The 16,537-nt window shown below is 73.0% G+C and carries 16 protein-coding genes; 6 read left to right on the top strand and 10 right to left on the bottom strand.

Annotated features, from left to right (window positions below; genetic code table 11):
- Positions 1 to 4: 4 nt before the first annotated feature.
- From DFH01_RS26500 to DFH01_RS29095, 3 genes are all read right to left on the bottom strand, one after another.
- Positions 5 to 871: a metal ABC transporter permease gene (locus DFH01_RS26500; protein WP_109873548.1), complete on the bottom strand. Its 867-nt coding sequence runs from the start codon at positions 869 to 871 to the stop codon at positions 5 to 7.
- A gap of 145 nt (positions 872 to 1,016) precedes the next feature.
- Positions 1,017 to 1,787, bottom strand: a complete 771-nt coding sequence (locus DFH01_RS26495; protein ID WP_233256307.1) for a metal ABC transporter ATP-binding protein — start codon at positions 1,785 to 1,787, stop codon at positions 1,017 to 1,019.
- On the bottom strand, positions 1,784 to 1,909 hold the full coding sequence (locus DFH01_RS29095; RefSeq protein WP_269846298.1) for a hypothetical protein: 126 nt from the start codon (positions 1,907 to 1,909) through the stop codon (positions 1,784 to 1,786). Before DFH01_RS29095 ends, DFH01_RS26495 begins: the two co-directional genes overlap by 4 nt.
- A 97-nt stretch (positions 1,910 to 2,006) precedes the next feature.
- Here DFH01_RS29095 and DFH01_RS26490 point away from each other — a divergent pair, with 97 nt between their 5' ends.
- The 5 genes from DFH01_RS26490 (at position 2,007) to DFH01_RS26470 (ending at position 8,542) form a co-directional block, all read left to right on the top strand.
- Entirely contained in the window at positions 2,007 to 3,302 is a 1,296-nt protein-coding gene (locus DFH01_RS26490; protein ID WP_109873547.1) for a DUF445 domain-containing protein, read from the top strand.
- Between the two features lie 97 nt (positions 3,303 to 3,399).
- A complete protein-coding gene (locus tag DFH01_RS26485; protein WP_109873546.1) occupies positions 3,400 to 4,431 on the top strand; it encodes a permease in 1,032 nt (343 codons plus the stop codon).
- A 13-nt stretch (positions 4,432 to 4,444) separates the two neighbouring features.
- Positions 4,445 to 4,684 carry a thioredoxin family protein gene (locus DFH01_RS26480; protein WP_199231429.1) on the top strand — a complete coding sequence of 80 codons (240 nt, stop codon included), beginning with the start codon at positions 4,445 to 4,447 and terminating at the stop codon, positions 4,682 to 4,684.
- Between the two features lie 158 nt (positions 4,685 to 4,842).
- Entirely contained in the window at positions 4,843 to 6,069 is a 1,227-nt protein-coding gene (locus DFH01_RS26475) for a patatin-like phospholipase family protein (RefSeq protein WP_109873544.1), read from the top strand.
- Between the two features lie 37 nt (positions 6,070 to 6,106).
- On the top strand, positions 6,107 to 8,542 hold the full coding sequence (locus DFH01_RS26470) for an AsmA family protein (RefSeq protein ID WP_158287915.1): 2,436 nt from the start codon (positions 6,107 to 6,109) through the stop codon (positions 8,540 to 8,542).
- Positions 8,543 to 8,660: 118 nt separating this feature from the next.
- Here the strand turns inward: DFH01_RS26470 and DFH01_RS26465 are convergent, their stop codons facing one another.
- A complete protein-coding gene (locus tag DFH01_RS26465) occupies positions 8,661 to 9,137 on the bottom strand; it encodes a nucleoside deaminase (RefSeq protein WP_109873542.1) in 477 nt (158 codons plus the stop codon).
- Positions 9,138 to 9,198: 61 nt separating this feature from the next.
- Between DFH01_RS26465 and DFH01_RS26460 the strand changes: the two genes are divergently transcribed.
- Positions 9,199 to 10,230: an LLM class flavin-dependent oxidoreductase gene (locus DFH01_RS26460; RefSeq protein ID WP_109873541.1), complete on the top strand. Its 1,032-nt coding sequence runs from the start codon at positions 9,199 to 9,201 to the stop codon at positions 10,228 to 10,230.
- A gap of 78 nt (positions 10,231 to 10,308) precedes the next feature.
- Here DFH01_RS26460 and DFH01_RS26455 read toward each other — a convergent pair whose 3' ends face one another.
- The 6 genes from DFH01_RS26455 to DFH01_RS26430 form a co-directional block, all read right to left on the bottom strand.
- Entirely contained in the window at positions 10,309 to 10,620 is a 312-nt protein-coding gene (locus DFH01_RS26455; RefSeq protein WP_109873540.1) for a hypothetical protein, read from the bottom strand.
- Between the two features lie 23 nt (positions 10,621 to 10,643).
- A complete protein-coding gene (locus DFH01_RS26450; RefSeq protein WP_233256306.1) occupies positions 10,644 to 10,955 on the bottom strand; it encodes a hypothetical protein in 312 nt (103 codons plus the stop codon).
- Between the two features lie 68 nt (positions 10,956 to 11,023).
- Positions 11,024 to 12,814: a single-stranded-DNA-specific exonuclease RecJ gene (gene recJ / locus DFH01_RS26445; RefSeq protein WP_109873539.1), complete on the bottom strand. Its 1,791-nt coding sequence runs from the start codon at positions 12,812 to 12,814 to the stop codon at positions 11,024 to 11,026.
- Entirely contained in the window at positions 12,811 to 13,809 is a 999-nt protein-coding gene (glpX, locus tag DFH01_RS26440) for a class II fructose-bisphosphatase (protein WP_109873538.1), read from the bottom strand. The genes recJ and glpX overlap by 4 nt, the downstream gene beginning before the upstream one ends.
- 17 nt (positions 13,810 to 13,826) lie before the next feature.
- Positions 13,827 to 15,122, bottom strand: a complete 1,296-nt coding sequence (locus DFH01_RS26435; RefSeq protein WP_109873537.1) for a homoserine dehydrogenase — start codon at positions 15,120 to 15,122, stop codon at positions 13,827 to 13,829.
- 163 nt (positions 15,123 to 15,285) lie between these two features.
- Positions 15,286 to 16,506 carry an LL-diaminopimelate aminotransferase gene (locus DFH01_RS26430; protein ID WP_109873536.1) on the bottom strand — a complete coding sequence of 407 codons (1,221 nt, stop codon included), beginning with the start codon at positions 16,504 to 16,506 and terminating at the stop codon, positions 15,286 to 15,288.
- Between the last annotated feature and the right edge of the window lie 31 nt (positions 16,507 to 16,537).

Genomic DNA, 16,537 nt, shown 5'->3' with positions numbered 1-16,537 from the left:
GCCCTCAGCCGGCCAGGTGCGGCCGGCGGAGCAGCCGCGCGAGCAGCCCGTCCACCGGCCCCGCCACCACCGACACCGCCCAGAGCAGCCCGGCCGTCAGCACGATGGCCGGGCCGGAGGGCAGGTCGAGGTGATAGGACACCAGCAGCCCCGCATAGGCCGAGAGCGCAGCGATCCCAACGGCCGCATAGGCGAGGCCGGACAGCTCCCGCGACCAGTGCCGCGCCGCGACCGCGGGCAGCATCATCAGCCCGACCGCCATCAGCGTGCCCATCGCCTGGAAGGCCGCGAGCACGTTCAGCACGACAAGCCCCAGGAACAGCATGTGCCACAGCCCGCCATGCGCACCCTCGGCCTGCGCGAAGGCCGGGTCGAAGGTCTCGAGCGCCAGCGGCCGCCAGGCCAGCGCCAGGGCCGGCAGGGTGATCGTGGCGACGCCCGCCATCAGCAGTAGCGCCGCATCATCGACGCCCAGCACCTGGCCGAACAGCAGATGCGTGAGGTCCCCGGTGTCGCCGCGCAGCGAGACCATCGTCACGCCGAGCGCGAGTGCGATCAGGTAGAGGGCCGTCAGCGACGCATCCTCCCGCCCGCCCGTCGCGCGCGAGAGCGCCCCGGCGCCGAGCGCCACGATCAGCCCGGCGACGAGTCCGCCGAGCGACATCGCCGGCACCGAAAGCCCCGCGATCAGGAAGCCCGCCGCGATCCCCGGCGTGACGCCATGCGCCAGCACCTCCGCCGTCAGGCTGGTCCGCCGCAGCATCAGGAACACCCCGAGCGGCGGCGCCGCGACCGCCAGCGCCAGGCACCCCACCAGCGCGCGGCGCATAAAGCCGAATTCAAGGAAGGGGCCGAGCAGGGCGTCAATCATGGGCAGCGCGCGCTGCCCCCACCCAACCCTCCCCCGCACTGCGGGGGAGGGCTGATGCTCCCTCCCCCGCAGTGCGGGGGAGGGTCGGGGTGGGGGCCAGACCGACCGTCCAATCCGCGGGCCTCGACAGCCCGCAACGCGAAAATCACGCCGCCTCAGCCGTGCAGGCCGGCGCCGCCTCGTCCCACGCCTCGGCCATCATCCGCGCCTTCAGCCGGTTCGCCGCGCTCAGCACTTCCGCGGTCGGTCCGAAGGCCACCTTCTCGCGCGCCAGCAGCAGGCAATCCGGGAATGCCTCCCGAACCAGATCCAGGTCGTGCAGCACCGCCACCACGGTCCGCCCTTCGCCATGCCAGCGCTTCACCATCGCCAGCAGGTCCGCGGCGGTGCGCGCATCCACGGCATTGAACGGCTCGTCAAGCAGGATCAACGCGGCATCCTGCACCAGCAGCCGCGCAAACAGCAGGCGCTGGAACTGCCCCGCCGACATGGCACCCACCGGCCGCCCGCCGAAGCCGCCGAGCCCCACCGCCTCCAGCGCCGCCTCGGCCCGCGCCTTGTCCGCGGCCGAGGCCGCCCGGAAGGCGCCGAGCCGCGACCACATCCCCTGCAGCACCACGTCGCGGCAGAGGATCGGGAAGGCGCGGTCCATCCCCGCCTGCTGCGGCAGCAGCGCCAGCCGCGCCGGCCGCCCATCGGCATGGGTCGCACTGATCCGGCCCTCGTCGGCCTTGTGCAGCCCCGCGATGGCCCGCAGCAGCGTCGTCTTGCCCGCCCCGTTCGGCCCGACGATCGCCGTCAGGCTGCCCGGCGCGAAGCGGGCCGAGAGGTGATGCACCGCCGGATGCCGGCGATAGGTCGCCGTCAGATGGTCGATGCGGAGTTCCGGGCCCGGCATCATCGCTTGGCCCGTCATCCCTGGCTCATCGCCCAGGCCACCGCCGCCCACAGCACCGCCAGCACGCCGGCCGCCAGCATCAGGCGTGCGCCGGCGCCGGCGGAAAGCTCGAGCGGGTCGGAAGGCAGGAAGCGTCGCATGGTGACCGTATAACGTAGCATCCCTATAGCCGGATGCCGGGGGCGGAGGGAAGGGGCGGCTGGGCAAAGCCCCCGGCGCCGCCTAACTCGAAGGGCGATGCGCGGCGAACCCGATCTCCTCCCCCCTCCCGCCGATCCCGACGCGCAGCTGCGCCGGGCCCTGACCCGCCAGCGTGCCGTCGCGACCGGGCTGCTGGTCGGCATGGGCGGGCTGCTGGTCGGCTCCTACTGGCTGCCGCCCGGCTACTGGACGGACATGCTGCAGGCCTCCGCCAAGGCCGGCGTGGTCGGCGGCATCGCCGACTGGTTCGCGGTCACGGCGCTGTTCCGCCACCCCCTCGGCCTGCCCATTCCCCACACCGCCATCATCCCCAACCAGAAGGAGCGCCTGGGCGGCGGCCTCGGCCGCTTCGTGGCGAATCACGTCTTCACCGAGGCCGAGGTGCGCCGCGTCCTCGCCCGCCTCGACCTCGGCAAGATCCTCCGCGACTTCCTCGCCGATCCCGAGGCCGTGCGGCCCGCCGCGGTGGCGCTGGCCGGCGCCATGCCGAAGGTGCTGGGCAGCCTGGAGGACGGCCGCGCGCGCCGCCTGCTCACGCGCCTGGTGCCGCGCCTCGCCGGCGGCCCGGGCTCGGCCAAGGTGGTCGCCCGCGCGCTCACCGCCCTGATCGAGGGCGGCCGCCACCAGGAGGTCTTCGGCCTCGCCGTCGGCCAGCTCAAGGCCGTGCTGACCGCCAAGGAGGACCAGCTCAAGACCGCGATCGAGGCCCGCGTCCGCGCCGAGGGCGGCAGCCTGGTCGGCTGGATCGCCGGCGCCGCCATCGCGCGCCGCGTCCTCGGCGCCCTGAACCACGAGCTGGACCGCGTCGAGCCCGGCGATTCCGACCTCCGCCGCGCCTTCGAGGAATGGGTGCGCGCCGAGATCACCCGCATGGAGCAGGACCCCGAACGCGCCGCCGCCATCGGCCGCGCCGTGCGGGAGGCGCTGTCCCATCCCGCCGTCGCCGCCTGGCTCGGCGACATCTGGGCGCGGCTGCGCGCCGCAATGGAAGCCGACGCCGCCAACCCCTCCGGCCGCACGGTGCAGGCGCTGGAGGGCATGCTCGGCAACCTGGGTAATGTCCTCGCCGAGGACCCGGCCGCGCGCGAGCGCCTGAACCGCGCGGCGGAGCGCGTGCTGCTAGCCCTGCTGCCCAATGCCCGCGCGCAGCTTTCCGATTTCATCGCCGGCGTCGTCCGCAACTGGGACACCGCGACGGTGACCGAGAAGATCGAGCTGCGCGTGGGGAAGGACCTGCAATATGTCCGCATCAACGGCACGCTGGTCGGCTTCCTGGTGGGCGGCGCGCTCTTCGCGCTGCTGACGGCGCTGTTCGGTCGCATCGCGGTGTGACGCGGCCGCCGCAGGCGGTTGCGGCGGATCAATGCCCGGCACGGCGCGCGACGCCATGGTGGCTGCGTCTGCCAGCCCCCTTGCGGAACACCTTGCCATGACCCCGCGCAGCCAGCGCGCCGCCGTTGACCCCGAGCTGCTTTGGCTGCTTGCGGTGCCGGTCTGGATCGCCGCCTACGCCAGCCTGGTGCCGCTGGCGGACCTGCTCTTCGGGCTGACACCGTTGATGCGCGACACGCGGCTCGGCGAGGCGGTGTGGTTCTTCCTCTACGACGTGCCGAAAGTGCTGCTGCTGCTCACCGGTGTCGTCTTCGCCATGGGCATCCTGCGCAGCTTCTTCTCGCCGGAGCGGACGCGCGTCCTGCTCGCGGGCCGGCGGGAGGGCGTCGGCAATGTGGCTGCGGCGGGGCTCGGCATCGTCACGCCCTTCTGCTCCTGCTCGGCGGTGCCGCTTTTCATCGGTTTCGTCTCCGCAGGAGTCCCGCTCGGCGTGACCTTCTCCTTCCTGGTGGCGGCGCCGATGGTGAACGAGGTCGCGCTCGGCCTTCTGCTCGCGCTGTTCGGCTGGAAGATAGCGGCGCTCTATCTCGTCCTCGGCCTTGCAGTGGCCATCGGCGCCGGCGTCGTGCTCGGGCGGCTGCGTCCCGAGCGCTGGGTGGAGCCCTGGGTGCTCGCCCAGCGCGCCGCCCCCGACCTCGCGGAGGAAGCCCTCGCCTGGCCCGCCCGCATCCGCCTCGGCCGCGACGCGGTTGTGGAGATCGTCGGCAAGGTCTGGCCCTGGATCATCGCCGGCATCGCGGTCGGCGCCGGGATCCATGGCTACATGCCGGAGGATCTGCTGGCCTCCTTCATGGGGCGGGAGGCCTGGTGGTCGGTGCCGCTCGCCGTGCTGCTCGGCGTGCCGATGTATTCCAACGCCGCAGGCGTGATCCCGGTGGTCGAGGCGCTGCTGGGCAAGGGCGCCGCCCTCGGCACCGTGCTCGCCTTCATGATGTCGGTCGTCGCGCTGTCGCTGCCGGAGGTGCTGATCCTTCGCCGCGTGCTGCGGCCGCAGCTGATCGCCGCCTTCGTCGGCGTGGTCGCCGCCGGCATCCTGCTGGTCGGCTATGTCTTCAACCTGGTCCTGTGAAGCGGAGAGCGCCGTGAAGATCCAGATCCTCGGCACCGGCTGCGCGAAGTGCCAGAAGCTCGCCCAGGTCGCCGAGCAGGCGGCGGGCGAACTCGGCCTCGCCTACGAGATGGAGAAGGTGACGGACCCGATGCGCATGGCGCAGATGGGCGTGATGCGCACCCCGGCGCTGGCGGTGGACGGCGTGGTGAAGCTCTCCGGGCGCGTGCCGGAGGCCGCGGAGCTGAAGCTGCTGCTCGGCGCACCGCGATAGCCCGGGCGCACCCCACGCTTGGCGCCGCCCGGTACGTCCCCTTGATGTGCCGAGCGTGCCATCCATGTCCCGAAGCGCATGGCAGTTCTCCCGGCGGTTCCCGCGGGTCGCCGGCGCACGTAGAAGATGGCCAAGCCCACACACATCCGGTGACAGACATGCCCGACAGCCGTCGCCCCTCCAATGCCTCGCGGCGCCGGCTTCTGGGTGTCTCGCTGGGGATCGGCTCGGCCGCGCTCCTGCCCGGCTGCGCGATCCCGCCGCGGCTCGCCGCCGTGCCGGCCGACCGGTCCAGGCACGCGCGCGTCCTCGGCCTGCCCAATGAACGCTTCCGGATCGCCACGCCTGAGGGCCAGGCCGCATTCGACCGGGAGGTCGTTGACGCGCTCGTCCGCCGCCGCCGGGCGCTGAACCTGCCCGAGGGCGCGATGGTGCCCGCCTTGAACCTGCTCGCCGTCTCCGGCGGCGGGGAGAACGGCGCATTCGGGGCGGGACTGCTGAACGGCTGGACGGAGCATGGCACGCGGCCGGTCTTCGACCTGGCGACCGGCGTCTCCACCGGCGCGCTGACCGCGCCCTTCGCCTTTCTCGGCCCTGACTGGGACGGCCCGCTGCGCGACGTCTACACCTCCATCACCCCGGAGCGCGTGCTGCGCCGCCGCCGCATCACCGCGGCGATCTTCGACGACGCGCTGGCGGACACCTCGCCGCTGTTCGAGACCATCTCCCACTACCTGAACGAGCGCATGCTTGCCGCCATCGCGCAGGGCCACCAGGAAGGCAGGCTGCTGCTGATCGGCACCGCGGATATCGACGCGCAGACCCCGGTCGTCTGGAATGTCGGCGCCATCGCGGCCAGCGGCCATCCGCGCGCCCTCGACACCGTCCGCCGCATCCTGCTCGCCTCCGCCGCCATTCCCGGCGCCTTCCCGCCGGTGATGTTCGACGTGACCATCGACGGCGAGGCGCATCAGGAGATGCATGTCGATGGCGGCACCTTCGCGCAGGCCTTCCTCTATCCCAGCGCCGTGACCAGTGCCCGCCGCGCGGCGATCGCGCGTCGCCAGCGGGTGCAGCCGGCGCGCGCCTGGATCATCCGCAACGGCCGGCTGGACTCCGACTGGGCGTCGGTGGACCGCCGCAGCATCAGCATCGCGGCCCGCGCCGTCTCCACCATGATCGCGGCGAGCGGCTTCAACGACGCCGTGCGGCTCTACTTCTTCGCGCAGCGCGACGGCATCGACTACAACCTGGCCTATATCGACCAGGGCTTCACGCAGACGCTGGAGACCCCCTTCGAGCCGACCTACATGCGCGCGCTCTACGCCTATGGCTACGACCAGGCACGGTCGGGATTCGAATGGGCGAAGACCCCGCCGCTCTGACCCTGGCCGCCACGCCGCGCCGCGGTTCGGCGACGCAATGAGGCGCTGGGCACGCCTGCTCCTGTTCGGCGCGGCCGGCGTGGCGCTGCTCTTCGGCGGCATGTCGGCGGCCCTGCAGCTCGCCATCTCGCACGGCGCCTTCACCGCGCAGCTCGACGCTGCGCTGGAACGCGCGATCGGGCGCGCGGTCACGCATGGCGAGGTCTTCGTGCGGTTCGGGCTGCGGCCGCGCATCGCGCTGTCGGATGCGACCATAGCCAACATCGAGGGCGGATCGGAGGCCGATTTCGCCCGCATCGGCCGCCTGGAGGTGACGCTCGCCCCGCTGCCGCTGCTGTCCCGGCAGGTGGAGATCCACAGCCTTCTGCTGGCCGATGCCGACATCCTGCTGGAACGCGACGCGGCGGGACGCCCCAACTGGATCTTCGGGCGCGACCGCGCCGCGGCGCCCTCCGAGGCCCCGGCAGGCGGCCTCCGCATCGCGGAACTCGAGATCGAATCCTCCCGCATCCGCCTGCCCGGCTCGCCGCTCCACCGGATCGAGATCGACACCCTCACGCTTGCCCGCGACGATCCCGACGACCCCCTGCTGCTCGACGGCCGCATCCGCCTGAACGGCGAGGCGCTCTCGATCGAGGCAAGCCTCGGCGCGGCGGCGGATGGCGCGCTGCCGCTGTCGGCCAGGGTGACGGGGCAGGGATTGCGGCTCAACCTCCGCGGCACCTGGCCGCGCGGCACCGACCAGCCTGCCTGGTCGCTGGCGCTGGACGCGAAGGCGGAGCCGGGGACGATCCGGCGGCTCGCGCGCAGCTTCGCCGAGCGCGAGCTGCCGCTTGCGCCCGGGCCGGTGGCGGTCACCGCGCAGCTCGGTCCCGGCAGTCCCTTCCCGACCGTGTCGGACCTCAAGGTCCGGGTCGGCGCGACGGATGCCGGCCCGATCCTGGCGGGCCTGCGCCTGTCGCGGGCGGAGCTGCGCGCCGCCTCCTTCGAGGATCCCGTCGCCGTCTCGGCGCAGGGCCGCCGGGCCGGCGCCGAGCTCAACCTGGTCCTGGCGCTGCCCTCGCTGCGCACCATGCTGGAGGCGCCGGCGGACGAGCCCTGGCCCGTCGAGGCGACCATCAACGCCGGCCCGTCGCGCCTGACGCTTGCGGGCGCTGTGCGGCGCGACGCGGGGCTGGGGCCGGCGGAGTTCCAGGCGCGGCTCGTCACGCCCGACCTGGCGCGCGCCGGGCAGGCCTTCGGCGTCGCGCTGCCCCGCCTCACCGGCGTCACGGCCTCGGCGCGGCTGTCCGGCCTCGCCACGCGCGAAGTGCGGCTCGCCGCGCTGTCCGTCACCGCGCAGCCGCTGGAAGGGCAGGGGGAGCTGACCATCGGCTTCGCATCCCGCCCCAGCCTGCGCGGCCGCTTCGCGATGCGCCGGCTCGACCTCGATGCCTTCGGCGCCGACGCGCCGCGCCGCCCCGGCCAGCCGGCGCAGCGGCTGATCCCGGACATCGCCCTGCCCGTTGAGGCGCTGCGCGGCCTGGATGCTGCGCTGACCCTCTCCGCCGCCACGCTGCGGGTCGGCGGCGTGACCTGGCGTGACGCGTCCACGGCGGTCGCGCTCGCGAATGGCAGGCTGGTGCTCGACCCGCTCGTCGCCACTTCGCCCGGCGGCGTGCTGGGCGGGCGCTTCACGCTGGACGCCGCCGCGGCGCCACCGGCGGCGGCGCTCCGCATCGACAGCCGCGGCCGCGGGCTCGACCTGGTGGCGCTGCGCCGCGCCTTCGGCATCCCCGCGGCCTTCGAAGGCCATGCGGACCTCGCGCTCGACCTGCGCGGTCGCGGCGCGACCCTGCCGGCGCTCGCCGCGACGCTCTCCGGCGAGGCCGGCATCGCGATGGTCGGCGGCCGATTCACCGGCGCCACCGCGCTGTCCATCGGCCCCGACCTGTCGCGCGCGCTGCTGCCGCGCGGCACGCCTTCGGGCGGGCTCGGCCTGCGCTGCTTCGCGCTGCGCCTCTCGGCCGATGACGGCGTTGCGCAGAGCCAGGCGCTTCTGGCGGAGGGCGAGTTCGGCCGCGTGGATGGCAGCCTGGCCCTCAACCTGAGGAACGAGACGCTGGCGGCGCGTCTGCTGCCCGATATCCGCGTGATGGGGCTGACCATCCGCACGCCGGTGACGGTGGGCGGCACCTTCGCGGCGCCGCGCGTCGGGGTGGAGCCCGGCGCGGCGCTGGCGCAGGTGGTGGGCGACACGGTGGCGAACCGGCTGTGGCGCAGCAGCACCGCGGAATTCCTGCGCGGCACGACCGGCAGCACCCCGCCCGGCGGGGATTGCGCATCGGCGCTGACGCTCGCCCGGCTGGGCAGGGCCGGGCGCCTGCCGGAACCCGCCCCGGTGCCGATCCCGCTGGTCCCGCGCGAGGTCCAGGGCATCGCGCAGGACGTGGTGCGCGGCTTCGGCGGGCTTCTGGGCGGCCGGCGGCGTTAGAGCAGATCGCGTTCAGATGGAATCATCTGAACGCGTGAAGATGCTCGCCAAACAAAGGCTGGAGCATGATGCGTGAACGCATGTGAACGCAGCATGCTCTAGCGCGGGCGTTGGCCGCTCAGTAGGCGACCTTGTCCGCCTTCCCCGCCCAGGCCCCGAACACGTCCAGCGCCTCGGCGGCCAGCAGCCGCCGCATCGGCAGCGTCCGCGCCTCCACCGGCTTCGGCACCTCGTCGTAGAGGAACTGGTCGTCGAAGCCGATCGCGGCCGCGTCCTCGCGCGCATTGCCGAACACCACCGCGTCCAGCCGCGCCCAATAGGCCGCCGCCAGGCACATCGGGCAGGGCTCGCAGCTCGTGTAGAGCACCGCGCCGCGCAGGTCGAAGCGGCCGAGCGCGGCGCAGGCGCGGCGGATCGCCACCACCTCGGCATGGGCCGTCGGGTCGTTGGTGGAGGTCACCTGGTTCCACCCCTCCGCCACGACCCGGCCCTCCGCCACCACCACCGCGCCGAAGGGGCCGCCCGCGCCCGCCTCCATGCCGCGGCGCGACAGCGCGATGGCATGGCGCATGAAGCCTTCATCCTGTGCGGTCATCGGCGGCCCCGGCTCGACGGGGCCGTTCGCCGGCCCCAATTTCGGGTCTGGAGGTACCGGCATGAAGCTCGCCCTGTCCATCCTCGACCAGTCCAGCGTCGCCTCCGGCCGCACCCCGCCCGAGGCGATCCGGGAGACGCTGGCCCTTGCGCAGCGCGCCGACGCCTGGGGCTATCGCCGCTACTGGCTGGCCGAGCACCACAACAGCGCCAGCCACGCCGGCACCGCGCCCGAGATTCTTGTGAGTGCCATCGCTGCGACCACCCAGCGCATCCGGGTCGGCACGGCGGGCGTGATGCTGCCGCATTATTCCGCGCTGAAGGTCGCCGAGCAGTTCAAGGTTCTCGAAGCCATCGTGCCCGGCCGCATCGACCTCGGCGTCGGCCGCGCGCCGGGCAGCGACGGCCGCACCGCCTTCGCCCTCAACCCGAACGCCAACGAGGCCGCGGACCGCTTCCCGCAGCAGGTGCAGGAGCTGATGGGCTGGCTCGGCGACGGTCTGCCGGTGAACCACCCTTTCGCCCGCGTCTCCGCCCAGCCCGAGGGGCCGACGCGGCCGGAGGTCTGGATCCTCGGCAGTTCCGATTTCGGCGCGCAACTCGCCGCCTATCTCGGCCTGCCCTATTGCTTCGCCCACTTCATCACCGATGGCCGCGGCAGCGAGGAGGCGCTGGCCCTCTACCGCCAGGGATTCCGCCCCCATCCCGGCCAGGCCGGGCGCCTCACGGAGCCGCACGCCGCCGTCGCCGTCTTCGCCCTGACCGCGCCGACCGAGGCCGAGGCCTGGCGCCTGTTCCGCTCGCGCGAGCTGTGGCGCCTCTCCCGCGACCGCGGGATCTACCCGCCGCTGCCGAGCGTGGAGGAGGCGGAACGCTACGACTACAGCCCGGAGGAACTGGCACAAGTAGAGCGCATGCGCGCCCGCGCGATCGTCGGCGCGCCGGAGCAGGTGATCGCGAAGCTGCAGGCCGTGGCCGAGGCGCATGGCGCCGCCGAGGTGGCGGTCCTGACCCCCTGCCACGACGCGACCGCGCGCCAGGCCAGCTTCCGGTTGCTGGCGGAGGCCAACGAGGCCCTGCCCGCGGCGGCGTGACCGGCTCTCCCTCCCCCGTTTACGGGGGAGGGTCGGGGTGGGGGCCGCGCATGCTACGGAAGGCGAGGCCCGCCCGCCCTACGAAGGAAACCGCTCCGGCCGCCTCACATGCCGCCGTCGCGCCGCCACGCGCGCAAAAACCTCCACCACCACCGGCAGCACCAGGAGCGGCAGCGTCGCCAGCGCAAGCATCCCGAAGGCCGCGCCCCATTCCCGCCCGCCGAGCATCAGCGCCACCCCCGCCAGCGTCCAGGTTCCCGCATTGACGCCGACGCAGGCGACCAGCAGCCGGCGCAGCCGCCTCTGCCGCTGCGCCCGCGCCTCGCCCGCATCCGCCTCGGTCCAGGCCCCGCCGGCGGGGCCGACGTCATACAGCCTGGTCTCATCCACCTCGAAGAGAGGCGGACGGTCCGTCAGCGGCGGATGACCACGAAGTGGACGGGCTGGCCATGCTTCCGCGCGCGGCGCAGCCGCCACCAGATCGAGCCTGCGCCGACCGCCGCGGCGACGATGAGCACCGGCAGCGCGAGCGCGGCGAACATGATCGCGACCGCCGCCAGCACCAGCCCGCCGGCAGCCAGCGCGACCAGCACGGCGATGCCGCCGACGCGCGCCAGGATACGGTCCAGCGTACCGGCTGGCTTCGGCGCGGCATCCCGGAACTCGCCCTCGGGCGTCATGTCGAGCACGGGCGGGCGCCGCCCAGGAGCCATCGGGTCGTCCATGCCGCAGATGTTGCCCGCCCCGGCCCCGGCTTCAAGTACGGCCGGGCCGGCGTGACGAACCGTTACGATCAGCCCACCGGCGCCGCATCCACCACATGCAGCCCCGCGCTGACCGAATCGTTCCAGCTCTCGGCCCGCAAATGCCCCGCCAGGTGCAGCACGCCGCCGCCGAGCAGCGCCTGCGCCAGCGGCCCGTCCTTGGCGCGGAAGCAGATCGCCTTCAGCCGCGGCCCGCCGCCCTCGCCTTCCAGGAAGCAGCGCACCGCCGCCCCCTCCTTGCCCACGCGGTCGGCGCGCACCACGCGGGCGCGGTTCAGCACGAAGACCGGCTCCTCGTTGCCCGCGCCGAAGGGCGCGAGGCGGGCCACATCCTGCGCCATCGCCACCGTCGCCCCCTGCACCGCCAGCGTCCCCTCCACCGTCAGATCGGCAGCGGAGGGCAGGGACGCTGCGTGGGAGAGCCGCTCGTCCAGGAAGGCCTGCACCTCCGCCCCGCGCGCCTCGCGATAGGAGAAGCCGGCCGCCATCGGATGCCCGCCGCCGGTCTCCAGCAGCCCCGCCTGGCGCGCCGCGATGATCGCGGAGCCGAGATCCACGCCCGGCACCGACCGCCCCGACCCCTTGGCCAGCCCCGCCGCCAGACCCGCCACGCAGGCCGGCCGGTTGAATTTTTCCTTGATCCGCCCCGCGACGATGCCGACCACGCCGGGGTGCCAGCCCTCGCCGGAGACGAGGAGCACGGGGTGGCCGCGATCCGCCTGGCGCTGCGCCGCCTCGAAGGCGGCGGTCAGCACATCGGCCTCCACCTCCTGCCGCCGGCGGTTCACCGCATCCAGCGTCGCCGCCATCGCCCGCGCCTCGACCGGGTCGTCCTCGACCAGCAGCCTCAGGCCGAGATCGCTCTCCGCGATGCGGCCGGACGCATTGATCCGCGGCCCGAGCAGGAAGCCGAGGGTATGCGCGCTCGGCGCATCCTTCGCCTGCGCCACCTCCAGCAGGGCAGCGATGCCCGCGCGCCCGCGCCGCGCCATCACGCGCAACCCTTGCGCGACCAGCGCGCGGTTCAGCCCGGTCAGCGGCATCACGTCGCACACCGTCGCCAGGGCGACGAGATCGAGAAAGTTCTTGAGGTCGGGCTCCTCCCGCCCCGCGAAGAAGCCGCGCCGGCGCAACTCCCGCTGCAGCGCGACGGCGCCGAGGAACGCCACGCCCGCGGCGCAAAGGTGCTTGAGCCCGCTCGTGCAATCCAGCCGGTTCGGATTGACCGCCGCATGCACCGCCGGCAGCGCGCCCTCCGCCTTGTGGTGGTCCAGGATCACCACCTCCGCGCGCCCCTCCGCGGCGGCCAGCGCCTCGACCGCCGCGATGCCGCAATCCACCGTGACGATCAGGGTCGCGCCGCGCTCGCACAGCGTGCGGATCGCGGCGGGGTTCGGGCCGTAGCCCTCGTTGATGCGGTCCGGCACGTAATGTGCCACGCGGCAGCCGAGCTCGCGCAGCAGCCGCACCATCAGCGCGCCCGCGCAGGCGCCGTCCACGTCGTAGTCGCCGAACACCGCGACGGCTTCCTGGCGCTGCACCGCATCGGCCAGCCGCGCCGCCGCGCGGTCCATGTCGCGCAGGCAGGACGGGTCGGGCAGCAGCGCGCGCAGCGTCGGTTCCAGGAAATGCGGCGCGTCCTCGATGCCGACGCCGCGCGCCGCCAGCAGCCGGCCGACGATTTCCGGCAGGCCGAGCCGCTGTGCGATGCCGAGCCCGATGCGCGGCTCCGCCCCGCGCCAGATCCAGCGCCGCCCCGTGGCGGAGCGCGCGACGCCGAGGACCGGGCCGTCCGTATCGAGCTCCGCCGCGAGACTCACGCCACGAACGCGCTGGGCTTCAGGGCGAAGTTGTGATGTCCCTCGACATACCGCACCGTGCCCGACTTCGAGCGCATGACGATCGAATGCGTCACCGCGCCCGATCCGAAATGCCGCACGCCGCGCAGCATCGGGCCGGTGGTCACGCCGGTCGCCGCGAACATCACGTCGCCCTTCGCCATCTCCTCCAGCGTGTAGACATGGTTCGGGTCAGTGACGCCCATCTCCTTGCCGCGCGCGATCTGCTCCTCGTTCTCGAACAGCAGGCGCCCCTGCATCTGCCCGCCGATGCAGCGCAGCGCCGCGGCCGCCAGCACGCCCTCCGGCGCGCCGCCCGAGCCCATGTAGATGTCCACGCCCGTATCCGGCTGGGAGACGGCGACGACGCCCGAGACATCGCCATCCGGGATCATCATGATCCGCGCGCCGGCCGCGCGGCAGCGCTTCACGATCTCCTTGTGGCGGTCGCGATCCAGCAGGCAGACCACCAGGTCGGTCACGCTGCGCTGCTTCGCCTTCGCCAGCTCCCGCAGGTTCTCCTCGACGCTCGCATCGATGTTCACCACGCCCGCCGGCAGGCCGGGCCCGACCGCGAGCTTGTCCATGTAGATGTCGGGCGCGTGCAGGAAGCCGCCCTTCTGCGCCAGCGCGACACAGGCCATGGCGTTCGGCCCGCCCTTCGCCGTGATGGTGGTGCCCTCCAGCGGGTCCACCGCGATGTCCACCTCCGGCCCGCCGCCGGCCTTGGCGTAGATGCCGACCTTCTCGCCGATGTAGAGCATCGGCGCCTCGTCCATCTCGCCCTCGCCGATCACCACGGTGCCGGAGATGGCGACGGTGTCGAAGGCCTTGCGCATCGCCTCCACCGCCGCGCCGTCCGCGGCGTTCTTGTCGCCTCGGCCCATCCAGCGGGAGGCGGCGAGCGCCGCCGCCTCCGTCACGCGGACAAGCTCCAGCGCCAGGTTGCGATCGACATGCACGCTGCTGTCGGCCATGGCCGTCTCTCCCGGTACTACTGCAGGTTCTCGATACGGATCAGCGCCGGCGCTTCCACCACCGTCTCCAGCGCCGCGATGCGCGCAAGGGCGGCGCGCATCTGCGCCTCCTCGCAGTCATGCGTGGTCACCACCACCGGCACCGCCTCGCCCGGCGCGCGGCCGCGCTGCAGCATGGATTCCATGCTGACATGGTGGTCGCGCAGGATGGCGGTGACGTCGGCGATCACGCCCGGCCGGTCCAGCACCATCAGCCGCAGGTAATAGGCGCCGACGCGCTTCTCCATCGGGATCGAGGGCAGCGCCGAAAGCGCGCCATCCGCCACGCCCCAGACCGGCGTGCGCCGGTTGCGCGCGATATCGATCAGGTCCGCGCAGATCGCGCTTGCGGTCGGCCCGCCGCCCGCCCCGCGCCCTTCCAGCACCACGCGGCCGCAGAAATCGCCCTCCGCCACCACGGCGTTGAACACCCCGTCCACCCGCGCGATCGGATGCGAGACCGGCACCATGCAGGGATGCACGCGCGTCTCGATTCCGCCATCCGTGCGCCGCGCGATGCCGAGCAGCTTGATCCGGTAGCCGAGCTCCTCGGCCAGCTTGATGTCCAGCGCCGAGACGCTGCGGATCCCCTCGACATGCACCGAGGCGAAATCCACCGGCCGCCCGAAGGCGAGTGCCGCCAGGATCGCCAGCTTGTGCGCCGCGTCGATGCCGTCCACGTCGAAGGTCGGGTCAGCCTCCGCATAGCCCAGCTTCTGCGCTTCGCTCAGCGCTTCGGCGAATTCGCGCCCGCGCTCTCGCATCTGCGTCAGGATGTAGTTGCAGGTGCCGTTCAGGATGCCGAGCACGCGCGAGAGGTCGTTCGCCGCCAGCCCTTCCCGCACCGCCTTGATCGCCGGGATGCCGCCCGCGACCGCCGCCTCGAACATCAGCGGCACGTTCTTCCGGTCGGCAAGCCGCGCGATCTCCGCGCCATGCACGGCGAGCAGCGCCTTGTTCGCGGTGACCACCGGCTTGCCAGCGGACAGCGCGGCGCGCACCAGGTCGGCCGCCGGGCCTTCCGTGCCGCCGATCGTCTCCACGACCACGTCCACATTCGGATCGGCCGCGAGCGCCGTCGCATCCTCGTACCAGCGCAGGCCGGAGAGCGAGACGCCGCGATCCTTGGTGCGGTCGCGCGAGGAGACCGCGGTGACCGCGATCGGCCGCCCGGCCCGCGCCGCGACGGTCTCGGCATTGTCCCGCAACAGCGCCAGCACGCCCGTGCCGACGGTGCCAAGGCCGGCGACGCCGATGGCGAGAGGTTTTGTCATGCGGCGTCTCCGAGGTTGCGCGGCCCCCACCCGCCCTCGCTGCGCTCGGGCACCCTCCCCCGCTCACGCGGGAGAGGGATCGTCAGCGCGCCCGGCTCCCTCTCCCGCGTGAGCGGGGGAGGGTTGGGGTGGGGGGCGGGCGGTACAGTCAGGGCATCAGCCTTCACGCGGCGTCGACTTCCATCCCATCCACCGGCCCGGCATTGTCGGCGGCCAGGAAGGTCCGGATGCCGCGCAGCGCCTGGCGGATGCGGTGCTCGTTCTCGACGAGGGCGATGCGCACATGGTCGTCGCCATGCTCGCCGAAGCCGAGGCCCGGCGCCACCGCGACCTTCGCCTTCTCCAGCAGCAGCTTGGAAAAGCCGACGGAGCCCAGATGCCGGAAGCGGTCCGGGATCGGCGCCCAGAGGAACATCGATCCATCCGGCGCCGGCACGTCCCAGCCGGCCGATCTCAGCCCCTTCACCAGCACGTCGCGCCGCTTGCGGTATTCCACGCGCATCGCGGCCACGCAGTCCTGCGGCCCGTTCAGCGCGGCGACGGCCGCCACCTGGATCGGTGTGAAGGCGCCGTAGTCGAGATAGGACTTCACCCGCGCCAGGGCGGAGATCAGCCGCGGATTGCCCGCCGCGAAGCCCATGCGCCAGCCGGCCATGTTGTAGGTCTTGGACATGGAGGTGAACTCCACCGTCACATCCTTCGCGCCCGGGATCTCCAGCACCGAAGGCGGGGGGTTCGCCTCGTCGAAATAGAGCTCGGCGTAAGCGAGGTCCGACAGGATGAAGAGCTCGTGCCGCCGCGCCATCGCGACCAGCTCGCGGTAGAACTCCCGGCTGGCCAGCAGCGCCGTCGGGTTCGAGGGGAAGTTGACGATCAGCGCCGTCGGCTTCGGCACGGAATGCCGCACCGCGCGATCGATCGCCGCCAGCATCGCGTCGTCCGGCGTGTAGGGGATGGAGCGCGCGGAGGCACCCGCGATGATGAAGCCGAACTGGTGGATCGGGTAGGACGGGTTCGGCACCAGGATGGTGTCGCCCGGCGAGGAGATCGCCTGCGCCAGGTTCGCCAGTCCCTCCTTGGAGCCGAGCGTGGCGACCACCTCCGTCTCCGGGTCGAGCTTCACCCCGAAGCGGCGCGCATAGTAGCCGGCGAGTGCCTTGCGCAGCCCGGGGATGCCCTTCGACATCGAATAGCGATGCGTGCGGGGGTCCTGCACCGCCTCGACCAGCTTGGCGACGATGTGCGGCGGCGTCGGGCTGTCCGGGTTGCCCATGCCGAGGTCCACGATGTCCTCGCCGGCCCCGCGCGCCTTCGCCTTCGCGCCGTTCACCTCGGCGAAGACATAGGGCGGCAGGCGCCGGATGCGGTGGAACTCCTCGGTCATCGTCGTCGGTCCGTTTGATTCGCGGGGAAGA

This window comes from Falsiroseomonas bella (assembly GCF_003173615.1).
Taxonomy (GTDB): Bacteria; Pseudomonadota; Alphaproteobacteria; order Acetobacterales; family Acetobacteraceae; genus Falsiroseomonas; species Falsiroseomonas bella.
Note: the sequence above shows the minus strand (reverse complement) of the source record. Positions and strands in the feature narration are given on the sequence as shown.